The sequence below is a fragment of the Parvibaculum sp. genome (assembly GCF_039680535.1).
Taxonomy (GTDB): domain Bacteria; phylum Pseudomonadota; class Alphaproteobacteria; order Parvibaculales; family Parvibaculaceae; genus Parvibaculum.
In genome coordinates this window covers 138,506-159,292 of the sequence record NZ_JBDKSS010000014.1, presented here as the reverse complement: position 1 = coordinate 159,292, position 20,787 = coordinate 138,506, and the positions used below count along the sequence as shown (strand labels likewise).

Annotated in this window: 22 protein-coding genes and 1 tRNA gene; 3 read left to right on the top strand and 20 right to left on the bottom strand. The window is 63.6% G+C overall.

What is annotated here, in order from left to right; genetic code table 11:
* Positions 1–27: 27 nt before the first annotated feature.
* From ABFC66_RS11360 to ABFC66_RS11270, 19 genes are all read right to left on the bottom strand, one after another.
* Complete coding sequence (locus ABFC66_RS11360) at positions 28–1,665, bottom strand: molybdopterin-binding/glycosyltransferase family 2 protein (protein ID WP_346741071.1); 1,638 nt, start codon at positions 1,663–1,665, stop codon at positions 28–30.
* Entirely contained in the window at positions 1,662–2,339 is a 678-nt protein-coding gene (locus ABFC66_RS11355) for an XdhC family protein (protein WP_346741070.1), read from the bottom strand. The genes ABFC66_RS11360 and ABFC66_RS11355 overlap by 4 nt, the downstream gene beginning before the upstream one ends.
* Positions 2,339–2,671, bottom strand: a complete 333-nt coding sequence (locus ABFC66_RS11350; RefSeq protein ID WP_346741069.1) for an XdhC family protein — start codon at positions 2,669–2,671, stop codon at positions 2,339–2,341. Before ABFC66_RS11350 ends, ABFC66_RS11355 begins: the two co-directional genes overlap by 1 nt.
* The gene (locus ABFC66_RS11345; RefSeq protein WP_346741068.1) at positions 2,668–3,852 is read right to left on the bottom strand and encodes a VWA domain-containing protein; all 1,185 of its coding nucleotides are present in this window, start codon (positions 3,850–3,852) and stop codon (positions 2,668–2,670) included. The genes ABFC66_RS11350 and ABFC66_RS11345 overlap by 4 nt, the downstream gene beginning before the upstream one ends.
* Complete coding sequence (locus ABFC66_RS11340; protein WP_346741195.1) at positions 3,849–4,760, bottom strand: MoxR family ATPase; 912 nt, start codon at positions 4,758–4,760, stop codon at positions 3,849–3,851. Before ABFC66_RS11340 ends, ABFC66_RS11345 begins: the two co-directional genes overlap by 4 nt.
* A gap of 171 nt (positions 4,761–4,931) precedes the next feature.
* Positions 4,932–5,729: a xanthine dehydrogenase family protein subunit M gene (locus tag ABFC66_RS11335; protein ID WP_346741067.1), complete on the bottom strand. Its 798-nt coding sequence runs from the start codon at positions 5,727–5,729 to the stop codon at positions 4,932–4,934.
* Between the two features lie 10 nt (positions 5,730–5,739).
* Positions 5,740–8,118, bottom strand: coding sequence for a xanthine dehydrogenase family protein molybdopterin-binding subunit (locus ABFC66_RS11330; RefSeq protein WP_346741066.1), 2,379 nt, complete (start codon positions 8,116–8,118; stop codon positions 5,740–5,742).
* Between the two features lie 37 nt (positions 8,119–8,155).
* Positions 8,156–8,620 carry a (2Fe-2S)-binding protein gene (locus ABFC66_RS11325; protein WP_346741065.1) on the bottom strand — a complete coding sequence of 155 codons (465 nt, stop codon included), beginning with the start codon at positions 8,618–8,620 and terminating at the stop codon, positions 8,156–8,158.
* A 97-nt stretch (positions 8,621–8,717) separates the two neighbouring features.
* Complete coding sequence (locus ABFC66_RS11320) at positions 8,718–9,365, bottom strand: carbon monoxide dehydrogenase subunit G (RefSeq protein WP_346741064.1); 648 nt, start codon at positions 9,363–9,365, stop codon at positions 8,718–8,720.
* Positions 9,366–9,401: 36 nt separating this feature from the next.
* A complete protein-coding gene (locus ABFC66_RS11315; protein ID WP_346741063.1) occupies positions 9,402–11,093 on the bottom strand; it encodes a Na(+)/H(+) antiporter subunit D in 1,692 nt (563 codons plus the stop codon).
* Positions 11,086–11,376: a hypothetical protein gene (locus ABFC66_RS11310; protein WP_346741062.1), complete on the bottom strand. Its 291-nt coding sequence runs from the start codon at positions 11,374–11,376 to the stop codon at positions 11,086–11,088. Before ABFC66_RS11310 ends, ABFC66_RS11315 begins: the two co-directional genes overlap by 8 nt.
* A complete protein-coding gene (locus tag ABFC66_RS11305) occupies positions 11,373–12,881 on the bottom strand; it encodes a proton-conducting transporter membrane subunit (protein ID WP_346741061.1) in 1,509 nt (502 codons plus the stop codon). Before ABFC66_RS11305 ends, ABFC66_RS11310 begins: the two co-directional genes overlap by 4 nt.
* Positions 12,882–12,888: 7 nt before the next feature.
* The gene (locus ABFC66_RS11300; protein WP_346741060.1) at positions 12,889–14,391 is read right to left on the bottom strand and encodes a monovalent cation/H+ antiporter subunit D family protein; all 1,503 of its coding nucleotides are present in this window, start codon (positions 14,389–14,391) and stop codon (positions 12,889–12,891) included.
* Positions 14,391–14,786 carry a cation:proton antiporter subunit C gene (locus ABFC66_RS11295; RefSeq protein WP_346741194.1) on the bottom strand — a complete coding sequence of 132 codons (396 nt, stop codon included), beginning with the start codon at positions 14,784–14,786 and terminating at the stop codon, positions 14,391–14,393. The genes ABFC66_RS11300 and ABFC66_RS11295 overlap by 1 nt, the downstream gene beginning before the upstream one ends.
* Before the next feature lie 2 nt (positions 14,787–14,788).
* The gene (locus tag ABFC66_RS11290) at positions 14,789–15,226 is read right to left on the bottom strand and encodes a Na(+)/H(+) antiporter subunit B (protein WP_346741059.1); all 438 of its coding nucleotides are present in this window, start codon (positions 15,224–15,226) and stop codon (positions 14,789–14,791) included.
* Complete coding sequence (locus ABFC66_RS11285; protein ID WP_346741058.1) at positions 15,223–15,768, bottom strand: DUF4040 domain-containing protein; 546 nt, start codon at positions 15,766–15,768, stop codon at positions 15,223–15,225. The genes ABFC66_RS11290 and ABFC66_RS11285 overlap by 4 nt, the downstream gene beginning before the upstream one ends.
* A complete protein-coding gene (mnhG, locus tag ABFC66_RS11280) occupies positions 15,765–16,112 on the bottom strand; it encodes a monovalent cation/H(+) antiporter subunit G (RefSeq protein WP_346741057.1) in 348 nt (115 codons plus the stop codon). Before mnhG ends, ABFC66_RS11285 begins: the two co-directional genes overlap by 4 nt.
* Complete coding sequence (locus ABFC66_RS11275) at positions 16,109–16,408, bottom strand: monovalent cation/H+ antiporter complex subunit F (RefSeq protein ID WP_346741056.1); 300 nt, start codon at positions 16,406–16,408, stop codon at positions 16,109–16,111. Before ABFC66_RS11275 ends, mnhG begins: the two co-directional genes overlap by 4 nt.
* Entirely contained in the window at positions 16,408–16,881 is a 474-nt protein-coding gene (locus tag ABFC66_RS11270; RefSeq protein WP_346741055.1) for a Na+/H+ antiporter subunit E, read from the bottom strand. The genes ABFC66_RS11275 and ABFC66_RS11270 overlap by 1 nt, the downstream gene beginning before the upstream one ends.
* A gap of 274 nt (positions 16,882–17,155) precedes the next feature.
* Here ABFC66_RS11270 and ABFC66_RS11265 point away from each other — a divergent pair, with 274 nt between their 5' ends.
* Both ABFC66_RS11265 and ABFC66_RS11260 read left to right on the top strand, forming a co-directional pair.
* Complete coding sequence (locus ABFC66_RS11265; protein ID WP_346741054.1) at positions 17,156–17,707, top strand: cold shock domain-containing protein; 552 nt, start codon at positions 17,156–17,158, stop codon at positions 17,705–17,707.
* Between the two features lie 87 nt (positions 17,708–17,794).
* Positions 17,795–18,247, top strand: a complete 453-nt coding sequence (locus ABFC66_RS11260) for a PaaI family thioesterase (protein WP_346741053.1) — start codon at positions 17,795–17,797, stop codon at positions 18,245–18,247.
* 333 nt (positions 18,248–18,580) lie between these two features.
* On the opposite strand, the gene ABFC66_RS11255 is transcribed toward ABFC66_RS11260, so the two are convergent.
* Positions 18,581–18,657: transfer RNA gene (locus tag ABFC66_RS11255), tRNA-Pro, on the bottom strand.
* Positions 18,658–19,029: 372 nt separating this feature from the next.
* Between ABFC66_RS11255 and ABFC66_RS11250 the strand changes: the two genes are divergently transcribed.
* The gene (locus ABFC66_RS11250) at positions 19,030–20,769 is read left to right on the top strand and encodes an ABC transporter permease subunit (RefSeq protein ID WP_346741052.1); all 1,740 of its coding nucleotides are present in this window, start codon (positions 19,030–19,032) and stop codon (positions 20,767–20,769) included.
* Positions 20,770–20,787 lie beyond the last annotated feature (18 nt).

Genomic DNA, 20,787 nt, shown 5'->3' with positions numbered 1-20,787 from the left:
GGCGGTCGCGTGTGCGTCAGATAAAAATTATTTGCCGGAAGGCGGGCTGTTGCGCCGTTTCAGGTCATCCGGCGTGTCGATATCCCTGAAAATTCCCTCGTCCGGCATGGGCACTTCGCAGACCGCGTCCTCATGCTCGCCGATGAGATGCTTGGCCCCGACATCGCCCTTGAGCCCGCGCATTTCGGCAATGTATTGCGCGCCCCACAGAATGGGGTTTCCGCGCTTTCCGGAGAAGGTTGGTACACAGATGGTGCGGCCTTCTTCCGGGTCGAAAGCGGCGGCGAGACGGTTGAGATGCGTGGGCGTCACGTCGGGCATGTCGCCAAGGCAGACGAAGAGAGCGTCGATGCCTGCGGGGAGTGCGTGGACGCCGGCTCGAAGCGAGGTCGAAAGGCCTTCTGCGTAGTCCGGATTGTGCACGACCTCGATCGGCCGGTTCGCAAGTGCCGCGCGCACAGCGTTGTCCTCGTGGCCCGTCACGACGATGACCGGTGAAGCGCCGCTGGCAAGCGCGGCGTCGACCGCGCGTGCGACCATTGGCTGGCCTTCGATCTCGGCGGTGAGCTTGTTCGTCGCGCCCATGCGGCTCGATCTGCCGGCCGCGAGGATCAGCGCGGCGATGCGCGGCGCAAGGGGCTTCGAGGGCGCTTCTTCGCGGCGGCCCTCGCGCGGCTGCGGGCGCGTGGCGATTTCCTTGAGCAGTCCTCCGGCCCCCATGCGCATGACATCCTCGCGCGTGACCGTGAGCCCGGCGAGAAGCCGCGCAAGGACCCAGTCAAAGCCGTTGAGCTTCGGCGATCTCGCGCAGCCCGGCAGGCCGAGCACGGGCGTCGTCCCATGCCGTCCAAGGAGCATCAGATTGCCGGGATCGACGGGCATGCCGAAATGCAGGATCTCGCCCCCCGCCGCGACAATGCCTGCCGGCACCACGTCACGCCGGTCGGTGATGGCCGAGGCGCCAAAAACGAGAACGGGGTTGAAACCTTCCGCGAGCGCGTCGCGGACGGCCCCCGCCACGGCCTGCGCCTCATGCGGAACCCGGTACTCCTTCGCAATCTCGCTGCCCATGCTGCCGAGCCGCGCCGCAAGGACCTCGCGCGTCTTGTCGAGGACGCTCTCCTTGGTCGCCGGCAGGCGCGTGGCGACGAGGGCCGCGCGATGCGGGCGAAAGGGATGGAGCGCAAGGAGGGGTCCGCCTTCGCCGGCCAGCGCCGCTGCGCGGTCGAGACTTGCCCGCGGCGCGGCGAAGGGGATGACCTTCACCGTTGCGATCATCTGCCGGGCAGTGACCGTTTCGAAGGGGGCGAGCGTCGCCACCGTCAGCGCTTCGTCGAGAAGGTTGATCCGGTCGAGACGCTCGCGGTCATAGGCGAGGACGCCGTCGGCTTCCGCATAGAGGTTCGCGCGGCCGGTGAAGGGCTCCGCCACGGCGAGGCCGGGTCCTGCGAGCGCGTGGGCAAGGGCGGCAGCCGCCTCGTCTTCCGGGACATCGGAGGATTCGAAACGGATCGCAGTGACATGGGCTATGCCTGCTGCCTCAAGCGCGGCGATATCCGTCGCCGAGAGCTTGCGGCCCTTCTTGAAGCTCACCGCGCCCGCCCGGATCGAGTGGGCCAGGATCGCGCCTTCCGCGTCGCCTGTCTCGATCTCCCCGAAGATCATGTGCGGAGCTTTTCGGTGATCTGCGCCATGATCGAGATGGCGATCTCGGCAGGGCTCTTGGCGCCGATGGAAAGGCCTACCGGCCCATGGATGCGCGCGCGCGTGGCCTCGTCGAAGCCAGCCGCCGTCAGGCGCTCCATGCGGGCGGCGTTCGTCTTCTTGCTGCCAAGCGCGCCGATATAGAAGCAGGGGCTTCTCAGCGCGGCCTGCAGCGCCGGATCGTCGAGCTTCGGATCATGGGTGAGAGTGACGACCGCCGTGCGCGTGTCGGGCGCTTCGGCGGCCATGGCTTCGTCGGGCCAGTCGGTGACGAGGCGGATGCCGGGGAAACGGTCCTCGGACGCAAAGGCCGTGCGCGGATCAATCACCGTCACGTCATATCCCGCCAGCGCGCCGATGCGGGCGAGCGGCTGGGCGATATGGACCGCGCCCACGATGATGAGGCGGAGCGGTGGATTGAAGACGTTGAGGAACCATTCACCATCGGACGCGGCAACGACGCGGCCTTTGTCAGACGCGAGCGCTTCATTCGCGGCCTGAAGGAGCGCATTTTCCCCTTCGGTATCAAAATGATACAAAAGTTTCTGAATCCCGTCCGACAGGCGGGTGGCGAGCACAACAGGGCGCTTTGCGGCGCGATCTTCGAGTAGACGCTGAAGAATTTCGCTGTGCATCAGGCTGTCACCGGCTCGACGAAGACGCGAATGCGGCCGCCGCAGGCGAGCCCCACTTCCCAGGCCTTGGCGTCGCTGACGCCGTATTCCAGCACCTCGGGCTTGCCGGTTTCGAGCGCGTCGAGGGCGCGGGTTACGACATCGCCCTCGATGCAGCCGCCTGAGACCGAGCCGATGAAGGAAGCGTCGTCGCGGATGGCGAGCTGGCTGCCGACCGGGCGCGGGGCCGAGCCCCATGTCTCGATGACGGTAGCGAGCGCGACGCCATGGCCTTCGGCTTTCCACCGGGCGGCCTGCTCCAGAACCTTTTCATGGTCGAGGGTTTCGGTCATGCGGCCCTCCTTTCGGGCTTGGTGGTGGCGGGCGTGCTCAGAGCTTCGATGAGCGAGGCCAGCGACGCGATGTTGTGGACGGGACGGAACTCGTCGACATGCGGAAGCAGCGCCCGAATGCCCTGCGCCTTCGGCTGGAAGCGATCATAGCGCAAGAGCGGGTTGAGCCAGATGAGGCGTTTTGCCTGCAGATGGAGGCGGGCGATCTCGGGCTCCACGCCTTCGCCGGCATCCCGGTCGAGCCCGTCAGTGACGAGCAGGACGACCGCGCCTTGGCCGAGAACTCGGCGGCCCCAATCCACGTTGAAGCGGTGCAGCGTTTCGCCGATGCGTGTGCCGCCATCCCAGTCGCCCACTGCGGCGGTGACGCGGGCAAGTGCCTCGTCCACGTCGCGATGCTTCAACTCGCGGGTCACGTTGGTGAGCCGTGTGCCGAAGAGAAAGACATGTACCCGGTCGCGGTCATTGGTCAGCGCATGGAGGAAATGAAGGAAGATGCGGCTATAGGCCGACATTGAGCCCGAGATGTCGCAAAGCACGACGAGAGGCGGGCGGCGGCGGCGATATTCCCGCTTCCGGAGCGGAATGATGCCGCCCGCGCGAAGCGAGGCGCGGAGCGTTGCCCGCATGTCGACGATCCGGCCGCGAGCGGAGGGCGCGGTGCGCCGCGTCCGCGCCTCGTCGAGCGGCAGGCGGAGGCGGGCGATGGCGGCTCTGGCTTCCGCAAGCTCGGCGGCCGTCATCTGCTCGAAGTCCTTCCGGCGCAACACTTCCGAGGCAGAGAAAGTCTCGCTGGCGTCGATCTCGAGTTCGGGTTCTTCCGGTTCCTGCTTGTTCGGCTCGTTGCCGAAGAGGGCATCGGATATGCGGCGGTTCGCTTTTTCGCGGTCCTCGTTATCCGGGGTCCTGATCTCCGGCAGCATCAGCGCCATCATGCGGTCGAGCAATTGCGGATCGCGCCAGAAGACGTGGAATGCCTGCTCGAAGATCAGCTCGTCCTCGTGGCGCTTCACCAGCGTCGCATGAAGCGTCCAGTAGAAATCCTCGCGGCGATTGAGCCCCGCCGCCTCGACCGCCGCTATGGCATCGAGAACCTGCTGCGGCCCGGCCTTGAGCCCCGCGCGCCGCAACACCCGCGCAAAATGCACGATGTTCTCGGCGATGCGGCCTTGCTCGCTCATTGCGCCGCCTGCGCGCCCGCCCTGATCTCGGCGAGAATGCGGGCGGCCTCGCTTCCCTGCACGCGGGCGATGTCATCCTGATATTTGAGGAGCGCCCCCAGCGTATCGTTGACGACCTGCTGGTCGAGCGCCAGCGCATCGAGCTGCGTCAAGGCCTGCGCCCAGTCGATCGTCTCGGCGACGCCGGGGTTCTTGTAGAGGTCGAGCTTACGGAGCGACTGCACGAAGGCGACCACTTCGCGCGAAAGACGCTGATCGGCGCCCGGCGCCTTGAGCCGCAGAATATTCAACTCTCGCTCGGCATCCGGGTAATCGACCCAGTGATAGAGGCAGCGCCGCTTCAGCGCGTCGTGGATTTCGCGCGTGCGGTTCGAGGTGATGATGACGATGGGCGGCTCTTTCGCCTTGATCGTGCCGATTTCCGGCACCGTCACCTGAAAGTCGGAGAGCACTTCGAGCAGATAGGCTTCGAATGGCTCGTCGGTGCGGTCGAGTTCGTCAATGAGCAGCACGGGCGGGCCCGCCACATCAGGTTCCAGCGCCTGAAGGATCGGGCGGCGGATCAGGAAGCGTTCGGAGAAGACGTCCTTGCCCAGCGTGTCGCGGTCCTGCTTGCCCTCGGCCTCGGCGAGGCGGATCTCGATCATCTGCGCCTGATAGTTCCACTCGTAAACGGCGCTCGCCGTATCGAGGCCCTCATAGCATTGCAGGCGAATGAGCCTGCGCCCGAGGGCCGAGGCGAGCACCTTGGCGATCTCGGTCTTGCCGACGCCCGCTTCGCCTTCGAGCAGCAGCGGACGGCCCATCTTGAGGGCGAGAAAAATCACGGTCGCAAGCGAGCGATCGGCGACATAGGCGCCGCGCGCCAGCAGCTCGACGGTTTCGTCGATGGAGGCGGGAATGGTCATGGGAAGAATGTAGTCGCTTGGGGCGAAGTCGGAAAGGCGGTGCGGGGCCTCGATTGTATTGATTGTCATCCCGGGCTTGTCCCGGGATCCAGGGGCGGCGCGCTCGGAACCACCGGCCCCTGGACCCCGGCATAAAGCCGGGGTGACAGCTTGGGTGTGTGACGGGAAGATTCAACCTGCCGCGGCAACCGCCCGTTTCGCCATCACGGTGACGAGATGCGCCCGGTATTCCGCGCTGCCGTGAAGGTCGGAGAGGAGCCCGTCCGCCGGGACGGTGATCGAGGCCACGGCCTCCGGCGACCAGCTTTTCGCCAGCGCGTTCTCCATCTCCTTGACGCGGAAGACGCCGTTCTGGCCCGCGCCGGTGACGGCGACGCGTACGCCCCAGGGCCCCTTCGACACGAAGACGCCGACCATGGCGTAGCGCGAGGCAGGGTTCGGGAACTTCATGTAGGCGGCTTTTTCGGGGTGCGGGAAGGTTACTTCCTTGATGATCTCGCCATCGGTCAGCGCGGTCTCGAACATGCCCTTGAAATATTCGTCTGCCGCGATGAGCCGTTTCGTCGTGTGGATCTTGGCGTCGAGCGCGAGGCAGGCAGCGGGATAATCGGCTGCGGGGTCGTTGTTCGCGATCGAGCCGCCGATGGTGCCCATGTGGCGCACGGCCGGATCGCCGATCATGCCGGCCAGCGCCGCCAGCGCCGGAATGTGCTTCTTCACGTCAGCCGAATTGGCGACGTCGAAATGCTTGGTGCCCGCGCCGATCATGATGGCCTCGCCCTCGGCCTTGATGAAGGCCAGTTCCTTGAGGCTCCCGATGTCGATGACGTCGCTCGGCATGGCGAGACGCTGCTTGAGCGTCGGGATCAGCGTCTGGCCGCCCGCGAGAAGCTTCGGATCGTCGGCCTTTGCGAGCAGCGCTTCCGCATCGGCGAGAGATTTCGGGCGGACATAGTTGAACTGATACATGACGTCTCTCCTATTCGGCGGCGGCGCGCGGGCGGGAAGACTGGATGGCCTTCCAGATGCGTGCGGGCGTTGCCGGCATTTCGATGTCGCGGATGCCGAGTGCATCCGTAATGGCGTTTATGATGGCAGGCGGCGAGGCGATGGCGCCCGCTTCGCCGCAGCCCTTCATGCCCAGTGGATTGGACGGGCATTCGGTCTTGGTGAAGCCGAGCCGGAAGCTCGGCACATTATCGGCGCGGGGCATGCAATAGTCCATGAAGGAGCCGGTGACGAGCTGGCCGGACTCGCCGTCATAGACGCCGAGTTCCAGCAGCGCCTGACCGACGCCTTGCGCGATGCCGCCATGGACCTGTCCCTCGACGATCATCGGATTGATGATGGTGCCGAAATCGTCGACCGCGACGAAATTCGCGATCTCCAGCACGCCTGTTTCGGGATCGATCTCGACCTCGCAGATATGGCAGCCGGCGGGAAAGGTAAAATTCGTGGGGTCGTAGAAGGCGCCTTCCTTCAGGCCCGGCTCGATCTCGTTCGAAGGGAAACCGTGCGCCGTATAGGCCGCAAGCGACACCTCCGCCCAGGCGAGGGACTTGTCCGTACCCTGAACGGTAAAGCGGCCTTCCTGAAAGACGATATCCTCCACTGCCGCTTCCATCAGATGCGCGGCGATTTTCTTCGCCTTGGCTTCCACCTTGTCCAGAGCCTTGACGATGGCGCTCATGCCGACGGCGCCGGAGCGCGAGCCGTAGGTGCCCATGCCGAACTGCACCTTGTCGGTGTCGCCATGCACGATTTCGATCTGGTCGATTGGGATGCCGAGCCGCGAGGAGACGAGCTGCGCGAATGTCGTCTCATGGCCCTGTCCGTGGCTGTGCGAGCCCGTCAGGACTTCGACATTGCCGGTCGGGTTGACGCGCACCTCGGCGGATTCCCACAGGCCCACGCCCGCTCCGAGCGAGCCGACGGCGGCCGAAGGCGCGATGCCACAAGCCTCGATATAGGTGGAATAGCCGAGCCCGCGCAGCTTGCCGCGCCGCGCGGCTTCGGCCTTGCGCGCCGCAAAGCCCTTCACGTCCGCAATCTCCATCGCCTTGTCGAGCGAGGCGTCGTAATTGCCCGCGTCGTAATTCATGATGACGGGCGTCTGGTGTGGGAAGGCGCGAACGAAATTGCGTCGCCGGAACTCGGCCGGGTCGAGCCCCGTTTCACGCGCCGCGGTTTCGACGATGCGCTCGATGAGGAAGGTTGCTTCGGGGCGTCCTGCGCCGCGATAGGCATCGACGGGCGCCGTGTGCGTGTAGACGCCATCGACTTCCACATAGATCGCGGGAATGTCGTACTGGCCCGAAAGCAGCGTCCCGTAAAGATAGGTCGGCACGGCAGCAGAGAAAGTCGAGAGATAGGCGCCGAGATTGGCGATAGTCTTCACGCGGAGGCCGAGGATCTTGCTGTTGGCGTCGAGCGCCAGTTCCGCATGGCTCAGATGGTCGCGGCCATGCGCGTCCGACATGAAGCTTTCGGAGCGTTCAGCCGTCCATTTGATCGGGCGGCCAACCTTCGCCGCAGCCCAGACGCAGGCGGTCTCTTCCGCATAGATGAATATCTTCGAGCCGAAGCCGCCGCCGACATCGGGCGCGATGACGCGCAGCTTGTGTTCCGGCGCAACGCCCACGAAAGCGGATAGAACGAGACGCGCCACATGCGGGTTCTGGCTCGTCGTGTGAAGCGTGTAGCCGCCTGTACCCTTGTCATATTCGCCGATGGCGGCGCGCGGCTCCATCGCGTTGGGGATGAGGCGGTTGTTGACGAGATCGAGCTTCACGACCTTGGCGGCCTTGGCGAAGGCTGCTTCCGTCTCGGCCTTGTTGCCGAGTTCCCATTCGAAGCAGGTGTTGCGCGGTGCCTCCGGATGCACCTGTGGCGCGCCGGGCTTCTCGCAATCGGCGAGCGAGACGCAAGCCGGAAGTTCCTCGTAATCGACCTCAATGAGTTCGGCGGCCGACTTCGCTTCTTCGTGCGTTTCCGCGACGACGAGCGCGACGTGATCGCCGACATAACGCACCGTGTCGAGCGCGAGCACGGGATGCGGGCCGACCTTCATGGCCGAACCGTCCTTCGAATGCACGGTCCAGCCGCAGATGAGCCCGCCGAGCTTGTCGGCGGCGATATCCTTGCCGGTGAAGATCGCAATGACGCCGGGCGCGGCCAGCGCGGCCCTGGTGTCGATCTTTCTGATTTTTGCATGGGCATGCGGCGAGCGCAGGAAATAGCCATGCGTCTGATGCGGGCGGCTGATGTCGTCCGTGTAATGCCCGTTGCCGGTAATGAAACGGAAATCTTCCTTCCGGCGAACCGGTTTGCCTACGCCCTGCTCGGATAGATCGGACATCCAGAACTCCTCCCAGAGTAGCTTGAGCCCAGATCGTTCAGCGCATCTCCTCGGATGCGGCGAGGATCGCCTTCACGATATTGTGGTAGCCGGTGCAGCGGCAGATGTTGCCTTCAAGTTCTTCGCGCACCGTCTGTTCGTCGAGCTGCGGTTTGCGGCGGATCAGGTCGACAGCCGTCATGATCATGCCCGGCGTGCAGAAACCGCATTGCAACCCGTGATGTTCCCTGAAGGCCTTCTGAACGGGATGAAGCTCGCCATCCTTTGCGAGGCCTTCGACCGTCACGACTTCGGCGCCTTCGGCCTGGCCCGCGAGCATGGCGCAGGATTTCACCGCACGCCCGTTCACATGGACGACGCAGGCGCCGCACTGGCTGGTGTCGCAGCCGACATGCGTACCGGTGAGCCCCAGTGCTTCGCGGATGTAATGGACGAGCAGCGTGCGCGCCTCGACATCGGCACTGACGGACTTTCCGTTGACTGTCATGGATACAACGGTCATGGGCAGGCCTCCCTCGAAATGTTTTTTAGACTCTCCGCGCTTGGCTACGCGGCGTCAAGCGCGGTTGAATGAAGACTGTGGTTCACTGACAAAAAGTTCAGCGACCGAAAATCAGGATCAGCGCGACCACGGCGACGATGAGGACGGTGCCCCAGATCCAGGGCGAGAGGCCCTGGGCGGCTTCCTCGTCAGGCACCATGGGAACGCCTGTGGGCGCGATGGCATCCTGATCCGGCGATTTCACGAGGCCTTCCGCGATTTCCTCGACGAGTTCCGGCGCCAGGCCGGCGGCGGGAGCTACCTTGGCGCCGCCGAGAGCCGCGGAGAAATTGCCGAAAAACTCGTCGGCGAGTTTCGATGCAGTCGAGTCGATGAAGCGCTGGCCGATCTGGGCGAGCTTGCCGCCGATCTGGGCGTTGACCGTGTAGGTGAGCACGGTCACGCCATTGTCGTCGGCGAGGTGAACTTTCGCGGAACCCTTGGCAAAGCCTGCCGCGCCGCCATTGCCTTCGCCATTGATCGTATAGCCGTTCGGCGGATCGATGTCGGTGAGCTTTACCTTGCCCTTGAAGCGCGCGCTGACGGGACCGACCTTGGCCTTGGCCACGGCCTCGAATTCGTCATCGGCGATTTTCTCGACCGATTCCGCGCCGGGAATCGTTTCGCGCAAGACCTGAGGATCATTGAGTGCCGCCCATACGTTCTCGCGGGGTGCCGGAATTCTGTATTCGCCGGACATTTCCATGGGGGGATTCCTTCAGTATGGGGACGCTACGGGCCCCTATAGGTAAGTCAGCGCAAGCGTGATGCCAAGGACAACCGCAATCCAGAACACCATGGCGCCCGTCGGCGCGGTGCGCGCAAGGATACCCTCTGGCCCATGCGTGCGATAGACGGCAACGAGCAGCCGGTTGAGGCGGTAATCGGCGGCGCGGACGAGGGCCCGCCAGCCGGTCTGGACCTGATAGGCAAGGACAATCGTCATGCCGGGAAGCATGCGGCGGTAGAACCAGTCGAAATCGAGATTGATCGAGCGCAATTCGGCTGGATAGAGCCCGTAGCGTATCAGCACAGCGAAGGCGAGACCGGCGAAGAACAGAAGTTGAAGCTGCGTCACCACATGGTCGGTTGTGTAGGGGTGGAAATCCACCGGATAGGGCAAAAGACCATAGAGCGGCTGCGGCCATAGACCGATGCCGACGCAAAGCGCCGCCGCGATGCCCATCGCGATGAGCATGTGAAGCGGGGCTTCCCGGACTTTGAGCCCCCTGTCGTGCCCGAAGAACATCGAATAGGGAATCTTGATGCCCGAATGTTCGAGAACGCCGACTGAGGCGGCGAGCAGCGTCAGCCAGACAAGGAAATGGCCCGTGTCCGCGCTGGCCGAAAGGATGAGGCTCTTTGAGACGAAGCCCGAAAAAAGCGGGAAGGCCGAAATCGACAGCGAGCCCACGATGCAGAACGCCATGGTCAGCGGCATCGACTTCCAGAGCCCGCCGAGTTCCGATGCCTTCGCGGTTCCCGTCCGATACGTGACCGCGCCGACGCTCATGAACAGCAGGCCCTTGTAGATGACATGCGCGAAAGCATGCGCGACCGTGCCGTCGAGGGCGAGAGGGGTGCCGATGCCGATGCCGACGACCATGAAGCCGATCTGGTTGTTGATGCTGTAGGCGAGCACCCGGCGGAGATTGTTTTCGATCGCCGCGAAGAAGACCGGGAAGATCGTCATCACCGCGCCGATATAGATGAGGCTTTCGGTGCCGGCGAAGCCGCGCGCCAGCGCATAAACGGCAAGTTTGGTGGTGAAGGCCGACAGCGTCACCGAACCCGTCAGCGTCGACGCCGGATAGGCGTCCTGCAGCCAGTTATGAAGCAGCGGGAAGGCGCATTTGATGCCGAAGGCTAGGAAGATGAGCCAGGTGCCGAGGCTGTCGAGTTCCATATGCTCGAAGGCGATGGAACCCGTGTCGCGGTAACGCAGAATGAGCCCCGCGAGCAGCAACAATCCGGAGCCGATCTGGATCGCGAGATAACGCAGGCCCGTGTGCCAGGCGCCTTCCGTGCGACGCGCCCAGATGAGGAAGACGGAGGCGAGCGCCGTTCCCTCCCAGAAGATGAAGAGCGTCAACAGGTCGGCAGCGAAGACCGCGCCGATGGCCGCGCCCGCATAAAGGAGGCTTGCCGCCTGTTCGAGCCGGTCGCGAAGGTGGAAGGCGAACAGCAGCGAGAGAAAGGCCGCGAGCGAGAAGACGAGCGCGAAAACGAAGGAGAGCGGGTCAATTCGCAGGAAGCCCAACCGGAGATCGAAAATGTTCACCAGGCCATAATTTGCGTAAGGCAGGGTGACGAAGCTCGCCAGCGCGACGAGCGGGACGGCAAGAAGCGCTACTCCACGCACGACGCGCCACGGGATCAGCACCGAGAGGGCGCCAGCGACATAGACGAAGGCGGGCGACAGTATCTCAGGCATCCGGCGCCTCGCTTACCTGCTTTTCGGCGCCGGCAAAGCTCTCGTCTTCCTCGTCGGTGGCGCGATTGCCGTAATAGTCTTCTGGCCGCATGACAAGCCGCCGTAAAACCTTCGAGAGAAAGATCAGCGCTGCGTAAGTGACAAAGCCGAAAACCGCGAAGAAGAGCGGCGCTCGCTCGACCTCGAAGGCGCCATGGCCGTTGCGCCAGAAATCCGCGAGCGCAAGGACGAGGCAGATGGCTCCAAGTCCGAGGAGGACCTTGTTTGTGATGTAGGTCTTCATGGCGCGGCCTCCGGTGCGACGGCGAGCAGCGGGATGCGCAGCAGGAAGCCGTAGAGTTCATTGCCGAAGAAAAAGAGCGCCACGCAACCAAGCGCAGTTGCGCAGATCGGAAGCAGGCAAAGCAGCGGCGCTTCGGAAATTCCCACCGTCGCCGCTTCCCCGGCGGCCAGCCTATTCGCGCCACGTGGCGGCAGGAAGAGCGCCTTGCCGGCGACGGGCAGAAGATAGAAGACGCTGAGCAGCGAGCCTAGCGCCAGAACACCGATCAGCGCCGTCTGTCCGGCGTCGGCCGCACTCATGAGCAGGAACCATTTGCTCCATGCGCCACCGAGCGGGGGCAGGCCGATGATGCTGACAGACGCGATCAGGAAGGCCGCGAAGGTGAACGGCATTTGCCGCCCGAGACCCGTCAGCTCGCTCACCCGCGTCTTGTGTGTCGTCACATAGATTGCGCCCGCGCACATGAAGAGCGTGATCTTGGCCATGGCATGCATGATCATTTGCATCGTGCCGCCGATGACACCCATCTGGTTCGCCAGCGCGACGCCGAGCGTCACATAGGCAAGCTGACTGACGGTCGAATAGGCGAGCCGGGCTTTCAGGTCGTCCTTGGTGAGCGCGATGACGGCGGAGACGACGATCGAAGCGGCGGCGATCCAGGCAAGCCAGAGCGAAGCGTTCGTGCGCGAAAGATAGCCGATCCCGAAGATATAGATGCCGACCTTGAGCAGTGTGAAGACGCCTGCCTTCACGACTGCCACGGCATGGAGCAGCGCGCTGACTGGCGCAGGCGCCACCATGGCGGCAGGAAGCCAGCGGTGGAACGGCATCAAGGCGGCCTTGCCGATGCCATAGGCGAAGAGAGCCAGGAGAACAGGCACGAGAGCGGGCTCGATGCGCCCCTCGATCGTGCCGCCGGGGAAGAAGTCCAAGGTGCCGGTCGCCGTCCAGACCCACACGATGGCCGGAAGGAAGAATCCAATCGAGGTTGTGAGGAGGATCGCCAGATAGGTCCGCGCTCCCGCTCGCGCCTCCGGCGTCTGCTTGTGCGCGACGAGAGGATAAGTGGAGAGCGTCAGCACCTCGTAGAAAATGAAGAGCGTGAAGAGATTGCCGGCAAACGCGATGCCCAGCGATGCCCCGATGGCGAGCGCGAAACAGATCGCGAAGCGCGTCTGATGAGCTTCCGCATTCGCGCGCATGTAGCCGATGGCGTAGATCGCGACGACGATCCAGAGGCCGGAAGCGAGGAGGGCGAAGACCATTCCGAGAGGTTCGACGCCGAAGGCGATCGGCAGGCCAGGCATCACCTCGATGAGCGAGAAGGAGGCGCCGGCGCCGTCGAGGAACCCGCGCAGGACTGTGAGCGCGAGTCCGAATGTGGCGAACGCAGTGACGACGCTGGCGGCGTCGCGCGCGTCGGGCCAGCGGTCGAGCGCGGCAAGAAGGGCGGTCGCGGCGACGGGAAGGAAGATGGCGAGATAAAGCGCGAAGGAAATGGTCATGCGCGCCTCACTGCCAGAAAAGGTTCGATGCGCCGATCAGCGCATTGGCCGCGCGGCTTGCGGCAGCGCTGGTCAGGCTCGAATCCACGCCGAAATAAAGGCTCAATCCCACAAGCGCCCACATCGGCGCGAGCATGGAAAGCGGCGCCTCCTTGCGCATGACGCCTTCGGGCGCGTCGCGCAGATAGGCAGCCTCGACGACGCGCCAGATATAGGCGAAGGACAAAAGCGAGGACCCGACGATGAGCAGCGCGACCGGCCACCAGCCTTCCTCGATGAAGGCCTCGACCAGATACCACTTGCTGATGAAACCGACGGTGAGCGGCACGCCGATCAGGCTCAATCCGCCGATCACGAAGGCCGCCATGGTCCATGGCATGTCCCGGCCGATGCCGCGCAGTTCGTGGATGGAGGTCGTCCCTGCCTGAAGCACGAAGCAGCCGGCCGCCATGAAGAGAGCGGCCTTTGTGACGGCGTGATTGAAGAGGTGAATGATGCTCGCCATGACGCCCGTCTGAGACACGAGGGCGAGGCCGAGCAGCATGTAGCCGATCTGCGCGATGCTCGAATAGGCGAGCATGCGTTTGAGATCGTCCTGAAAGATCGCCACCACGGAGGTGACGACGATGCCGATCATGGCAAGCGGCAGGACGATGACGCGCAGCACGCTGCCCTCGAAGGCGAAGCTGAAGCTGAACACCGCGAAGAGAAAACGCAGCAGCACATAGACCATGACCTTGGTCGCGGTTGCGGAGAGGAAAGCCGTCACCGCCGATGGTGCGCGGGAATAGGCGTCCGGCAGCCAGAGATGCAGCGGAAACATGGCGAGTTTCAGCGTGAGGCCGATCAGCACGAAGCAGAAGCCGGTCCGCAGCGTCCGGTTATCGCCGTGATCGAACAGACGCTGCGCGAGATCGGCCATGTTGAGCGTCCCGGTCAGCATGTAGAGCAGGCCGAGGCCGATGACGAAGAAGGTCGCGCCGATCGTGCCCATGATCAGGTAGTTGTAGGCGGCGGTGAGGGCGCGGCGGTCCCGGTCGGCTCCCGTTGCAATCAGCGCATAGGCGGAGAGCGACGAGATTTCGAGAAAGACGAAGACGTTGAACGCGTCGCCCGTTATCGCGACGCCCATGAGCCCGGTGAGGCACAGAAGGAAGGCGGCGTAGAAAAGCCCGTGCTTTTCCGAGCCGATTTCCGACGCGACGCTCTTCTGTGCGTAGATGAGCGTGACGACCGCGATGCCGGAGACGATGAGCAGCACGAAGGCGTTGAGTATATCGACCCGATATTCGATGCCGATCGGCGGCGCCCAACCGCCCATGTGATAGGAAATAACGGTGCCGTCGAGCACGGTTCCGAAGAGTGTGACGGCGATTGCAAAAGCGAGGACGCTGGCCGCCGTGGCGACGGACCATGCCCAGCGCGAGCCGACCAGCGCGCAGAGCGGCGCCGCGACGAGCGTGAGGACGATCTGCAGGGCGGGCAGATGATGGGTGAGCGCTTCAGGCATCAGGCGGGCCGATCTTTCGGAAATTCGAGTTTGCGCTCGATGGCCGCGATCTCGTCTTCCTCGATGGTGCCGTAGCTTTCGCGGATGCGGACCACGAGCGCGAGCGCCAGCGCCGTCGTCGAGATGCCGACCACGATGGCGGTGAGGATCAGCACATGGGGCAATGGGTTGGAATAAACGGTGTCCGGCTTGCCGGTCAGGATCGGCGCGGTGCCGCCCGCGACCTTGCCCATGGAGATGTAGAGCATGAAGACCGAGGTCTGGAAGAGATTGAGCCCGACCACCTTCTTGATGAGATTGCCGCGCGAGATGGCCACATAAAGGCCGACCATCATCAGGACGATGCCCATCCAGTAATTATAGTGCCCCGAAATGAATGACAGCGCGGCGTTCATCGTCACCAGTCCTTGTCTTCGATATCCGGCGTGCGTCCCGCAAAGGCGGTGAAGATCGCGATCATCGCGCCGGCGACGGTGATGCCGACGCCGAGTTCCACGATCAGGATTCCTCGTTCCTGCCCATGCGCCGGGTCGGCGGCGAGGCCCGTATAGTCGAGGAAGTCATGGCCGAGGAGGAGCGAGAGGAGTCCCGTCCCGGCATAGATGAGCACGCCCGCAGACATGAGGATGATTGCGGCCCGCGGGGGAACGATCTTCTTCAACGCGTCCACGCCATAGACGAGCGCGTAAAGGATCAGGCCGGCGGCGAAGACGACGCCCGCCTGAAAGCCACCTCCCGGCCCGTAATCGCCATGCCATTGCACATAGAGCGCGAAGACGAGAATGAAGGGCAACAGGAGATTGGCGACGACGCGCAAGACGAGATGATGGCTCATTCCTCGCCTCCATTGCGGCGCTTGAAGCCAAGAAGCAGCAGAACCGCGACGGCAGCCGAGAAGATCACCGTCGTTTCGCCAAGCGTGTCATAGCCGCGATAGCTTGCGAGCACAGCCGTGACGATGTTGGGAACGCCGGTTTCGGGAAGGGCGCGGGCGATGTAATCCGGCGCGACGTGGCCGTGGATGGGCGCATCGGGTGAGCCGAAGGCCGGCATGTCGAGCGTGCCATAGATGAGGCCAGCCCCCGTGATCGCGCAGAGCAGCAGCGCCAGCCAGGGCGTCTGGCGCGCGCGCTTCTCCTCGCGGGTCGTCAGGGCAAGCGCGCCGAGCATCAACACCGTCGAGATGCCTCCGCCCACCGCCGCCTCCGTGAACGCGACGTCCACAGCGTCGAGGGTTACGAAGAGGCCCGCCGCGAGCAGACTGAAAATGCTCGCGAGTATGGTGACCGCGAAGAGATTGCGCAGCCGGGCGATTGCCAGCGCCGTCAGGGCCAGCAGGGTGAAGAGAAAGAGGTCGATGACGAGAGAGCCGATCACCTTTGCGCGCCCCCGTCGAAAGTGCCGCTCTCATCTCCCTTGAAGGCGACGGGGCGAAGGCCGGCGGCAAAGGCCGCATTGGCGATCGCATGGGTGGCCGTCGGGCCTGTGATGAAAATGAAGACGGCGATAAGCAGGAGCTTCAGGGCGACGAGGCTGAATCCCGCCTGCAGCATCAGGCCGAGCGTGATGAAACTCACGCCCGCCGTGTCGATGATGCCGGCCGCGTGAATGCGCGACCAGAAATCGGGGAGACGAAGGACGCCGAGCGCGCCGATGAGCAGAAACGCAGCTCCCACACCCAGCGAGAGCCAGCTCGCCACCTGAACGAGGGCGCCGATCATGCTTCCTCCTGGCCGGAAACCGCCGCAGGCGCGCCATTGCCCAGCGAGCGGTAGCGGAAGAATTTGAGGACGGCGATGGTGCCGATGAAATTGATAAGGGCGTAAAGCAGGGCGATGTCGAGGAAATCCGGCCGGCCGGTCAGAAAGCCGATGACGCCGATAAGCAGCACGGTCAGCGTGCCGAAGGCGTTGACGGACAGAACCCTGTCATAGAGCGACGGACCCGCAAAGCTGCGAATGAGAAGCAAAAGCATTGCAGCAAGGATGGCGATGCAGGCGGTGGCGAACATGGACATCAGTGCGCCTCGATCGCGCTGACGCGCGCATCCATTGCGGCGAACGCCCGAGGGTCGGCTGCGGCATCGTTGAGCGCATGCACGGTGAAATCGCCATCTCGTGTCTCGACGGTCACCGTGCCTGGCGTGAGCGTGATCGAGTTTGCGAAGATGACCCGGCCCATGTCGCTTGTCTGACTTGTCGGCACGCTGATGAACCTTTGTGCAATTGCAGGTCGGCGGCTCAGGATGATGCGGCTGACCGCAATGCAGGATTTGAGAATCTCCACCGCGAGCCAGCACCAGTAAGCGAGGAGGCGCGGACGTAAATGACGCATTGTCAGTTCCGGTGCGATTGCGTCCATGCGCTGCATGACCGCCATCACGAGCAGAACCGAAAGAATGCCCATTGCGAGCAGAAATGGCGTGTAGTGGCCGGAGAGTACGAGCCAGAAGATGAAGAGCGCGGCGCCGAGTGCAATCGCCTTGTGCATCGTGACAATCTTTCCGGTCAGTTCAATATGGTGCGTAATGCGTAGTAACACTCAATGCATCGATTCTCATTTTAGAAGCATATGGCCGTTCGATGAGTGTGTTCCATCATGCTCGCGAGCGGCCGAGACTTTCAAATCCCGTCGGACGCCGTTATAGTAGCATTTCTTATGCTTGGGGGGGCTCGTGGGAAACCACGGACCGGGACGGAAACTCCGATAGCGAGAGTTCTGCGAAAGCAGGCTGCAAGCAGTTCGGTATGAAGTCGTGGTAGGGATGGAACAGCGTTTGGAATCTGCGGCAGGTAGCGTCGATACGGCGTTCGAGATCAGCGGCACCGTGAAGTGGTTTGATGCGGTCAAGGGCTATGGCTTCATCATTCCGGACGACGGACGCGACGATATTCTCATCCATTCATCATGTCTGAAGCAGGCCGGGCGCGAGCTGCTCGACGAAGGCGCGACGGTTGTTTGCGAAGTCGTGCGGCGGCCCAAGGGCTTTCAGGCGCTGCGTATCATCGACGTCGATGACACGACGGCGGTGAAGCCCAGTTCGCAAGTGCTCCGTGGGCTGACGTCTCGTTCGCCGACCGCCGGCGTCGTGCCGATCGGCGATTTCGAGATCGCAACGGTCAAATGGTTCAATCGTGCGCGGGGCTATGGCTTCGTGACACGCGGCGAAGGCACGCCGGACATCTTCATCCATATGGAGACGCTCCGCCGGTATGAGATTCGCGACCTCGTGCCCGGGCAGGACCTCAGGGTTCGTTTCGGCGAGGGCCCGAAGGGGCTGATGGTCGCGGAGATTGCCTCGGACCAGGAAAGCTGACATCAAGAGGCATTGCGGCGGACTGGAGGGCGCGGAGTTTGAGCCCGATGGTCGGCCTCGTTCCTCGCTTCAGTTTCGCCGAGCCTCATGTCCAGTTCAGAGCCAGACGACAATCCGCCGGAGGGGTATGTCCTCTCCGTATCGCGCGGTCCCTACACCACGCATAACGGCCCCTTTTATCACAAGGTGACGGAGGAGGGCTTCTGGCACGGGGTGCGGGTCAAGCATCGCCACTGCAATTCGCGCGGCATCACGCATGGCGGCATGTTGATGGCCTTCGCTGACGGCTTGCTGGGCACAGCCGTCTTCCGCGAGACGAAAACCGTCGCGCTCACCATCCGTATGAATTCCGACTTCCTGTCCTCGGCGCGGCCGGGCGACTGGCTGGAAGGCACCGCCCGCGTCACCAAGGCGACGCGCTCGGTCGTCTTCTGCGAGGCGGAACTTTTCGTAGGTCACCGCGCGGTGCTGAAGGCCACAGGCGTCTTCAAGCTCATGGGCCGCCACAAGGTGCCCGACGAGGTCGCCTCGGTTTCCTGATTTTGGGGATTTGGTAGAGGCAGACGGCGCATCACCGTTTAGTTAGATGATGCCACTGACACTGATGATTAAGCGTTGCGACGCCGGAGGGGCCGCGTGTCCCTCATTCGGCGGACATCCTAGGAATGTCCCGGCGGCAGCGGCACCCGTCACGCGGGTTTTCCGACCATCGGCATCGCTATTGCCAACATAAATTGGCGTGTCGCACTCAGCAAGCGCGGGGATGGCCCTCACTGTGACTCAGTTGTGTCTAACAACTGCCTGCATTTCTCCGTTTGCACCGCCTTTTGTCAAAGCTGCACCGTCCGAAAACGCAGGAAAATGACTGAAAACTGGTCGGGGCGGAGAGATTCGAACTCCCGACCCTCTGCTCCCAAAGCAGATGCGCTACCAGGCTGCGCTACGCCCCGACGGCTTCCCAATACACCGGGAAGGCCCCCAGCCGCAACCGCGCGCGGGGGCGCGGGCAATATGAATTGAATTTCATATGCCGATTGCTGCACTGCGATTGACCGATGTTGCGGGCGGGCCTATACGGGCGCGGACGACGGGGCCTTCGCCCCGAAGCTCTAAGAGGAAATGATGGACGGCGACAGTAGTCGGTTGGGCCTGCGGGGCTGAACCTGACGCATCGGAGGCGGGCTCGCCTCCCTCGCGCGGTTGGCCCTTGTCGGCCCGCGCGAGGTGATCATGGATATCTCCTTTTTTGCGATTTCGCCGCCCGGGTGGGCGGCATTTGACCGCGGTTTCTTCGCTCCCTCCAGGGCGATGGAGGGCGGGCTATGAGCAATATTTCAACCATTTCGGTGGCACGGCGCGAGCGGGTCGCGCCGTCCGCATGGGACGGCATCGCCCTTTGCCTCGTGGCCGGCACGCTCGCTCTCATCATCTATGGCGCGCAGCAGATGAATGCGCCGCTGGCCAGCGTCTCCAAGGCGCAGATCTCGCTCTCGCCGGCCGCGTTGCCTGAATATGCGCTGCGAACGACCCTGCGCATGTTCGCCGCGCTCGGCGCCTCTCTTCTCTTCACCTTCACCTACGCGACAGCCGCCGCGAAAAGCAGGCGGGCGGGGGCCGTGCTCATCCCGATTCTGGACGTGCTTCAGTCCGTGCCGGTGCTGGGGTTCCTGTCCTTCACGGTGACGGGCTTCATGGCGATCTTTCCCGGCAGCGTGGCGGGCGCCGAATGCGCGGCGATCTTCGCCATCTTCACCGCGCAGGCCTGGAACATGGCCTTCAGCTTCTATCAGTCGCTCCGGACCATTCCCGAAGATCTCGACGAGGCAAGCAGGTCCTTCCGGCTTTCCGCGTGGCAGCGCTTCTGGCGGCTGGAAGTGCCCTTTGCCATGCCGGCGCTGATCTGGAACATGATGATGTCCATGTCGGGTAGCTGGTTTTTCATCGTCGCCTCGGAAGCAATTTCCGTCGGCAACACGACGATCACCCTGCCGGGCATCGGCTCGTATGTGGCGCTGGCGATCGAGCGGCGCGACCTGACGGCGGTGTTTTATGCGCTCGGCGCGATGCTCGTCGTCATCCTCGCCTATGACCAGTTGTTGTTTCGCCCGCTGGTTGCCTGGGCGCAGAAGTTCCGCTTCGAGCAGACCATGGGGCAACCCACGCCAGGCGTATGGCTGCTGCGCGTGCTGAACCGCGCGCGGCTCGTGCAGATCGCGCTGGTGCCGCTGCACAAGGGCTTCGTGACCGTGGCGCATGCGCCATTGAGCTTCGGCCGTTGGCGCTGGCGCCGGTCGCCCATTCAGAGGCGGTGGCTCAATATCATCTGGGGCGTGATCTGGTGGGGCCTGTGGGCGCTGGTTGGCGCTTATGGGTTGCATGCGCTTTATGTGGAAATGGCGGGCCAGATCGGCTGGGCGGAAGTCTTCAGTGCTTTCAAGCTCGGTCTGATGACGCTGACACGTGTTGTCGTGCTCGTCGGCCTCGCAAGTCTCGTCTGGGTGCCTGTTGGCGTCTGGATCGGCCTGCGGCCGGGTCTTGCCATGCGGCTGCAGCTTATCGCGCAGATACTGGCCGCCTTTCCGGCGAACCTTTTGTTTCCGGTTGCCGTGGTGGGCATCCTGCATTTCGGGCTCAATCCGAATATCTGGTTGAGCCCGCTGATGATCCTCGGCACGCAGTGGTACATCCTCTTCAATGTGATCGCGGGGGCGAGCGCATTTCCGACCGATCTTCAGGATGCCGCCGCCAACTTCCGCGTGCGGGGGCGCAACTGGTGGTTCAAGGTGATGCTGCCCGGCGTCTTTCCCTATTTCATCACTGGCGGTCTGACGGCATCCGGCGGCTCGTGGAACGCGAGCATCGTCGCCGAGCTCGTCACCTGGGGAAACACACGGCTCGAGGCGAACGGCCTCGGTTCCTACATCGCCAAGGCGACGGCGGCGGGCGATTATCCGCGCATCATCCTCGGCGTGATGGTGATGGCCGTCTTCGTGACATTGTTCAACCGGCTCTTCTGGCGTCCGCTGCATGCCTATGCTGAACGCCGCCTGCGTATGATCTGAGGGAGGTCCGACATGGCT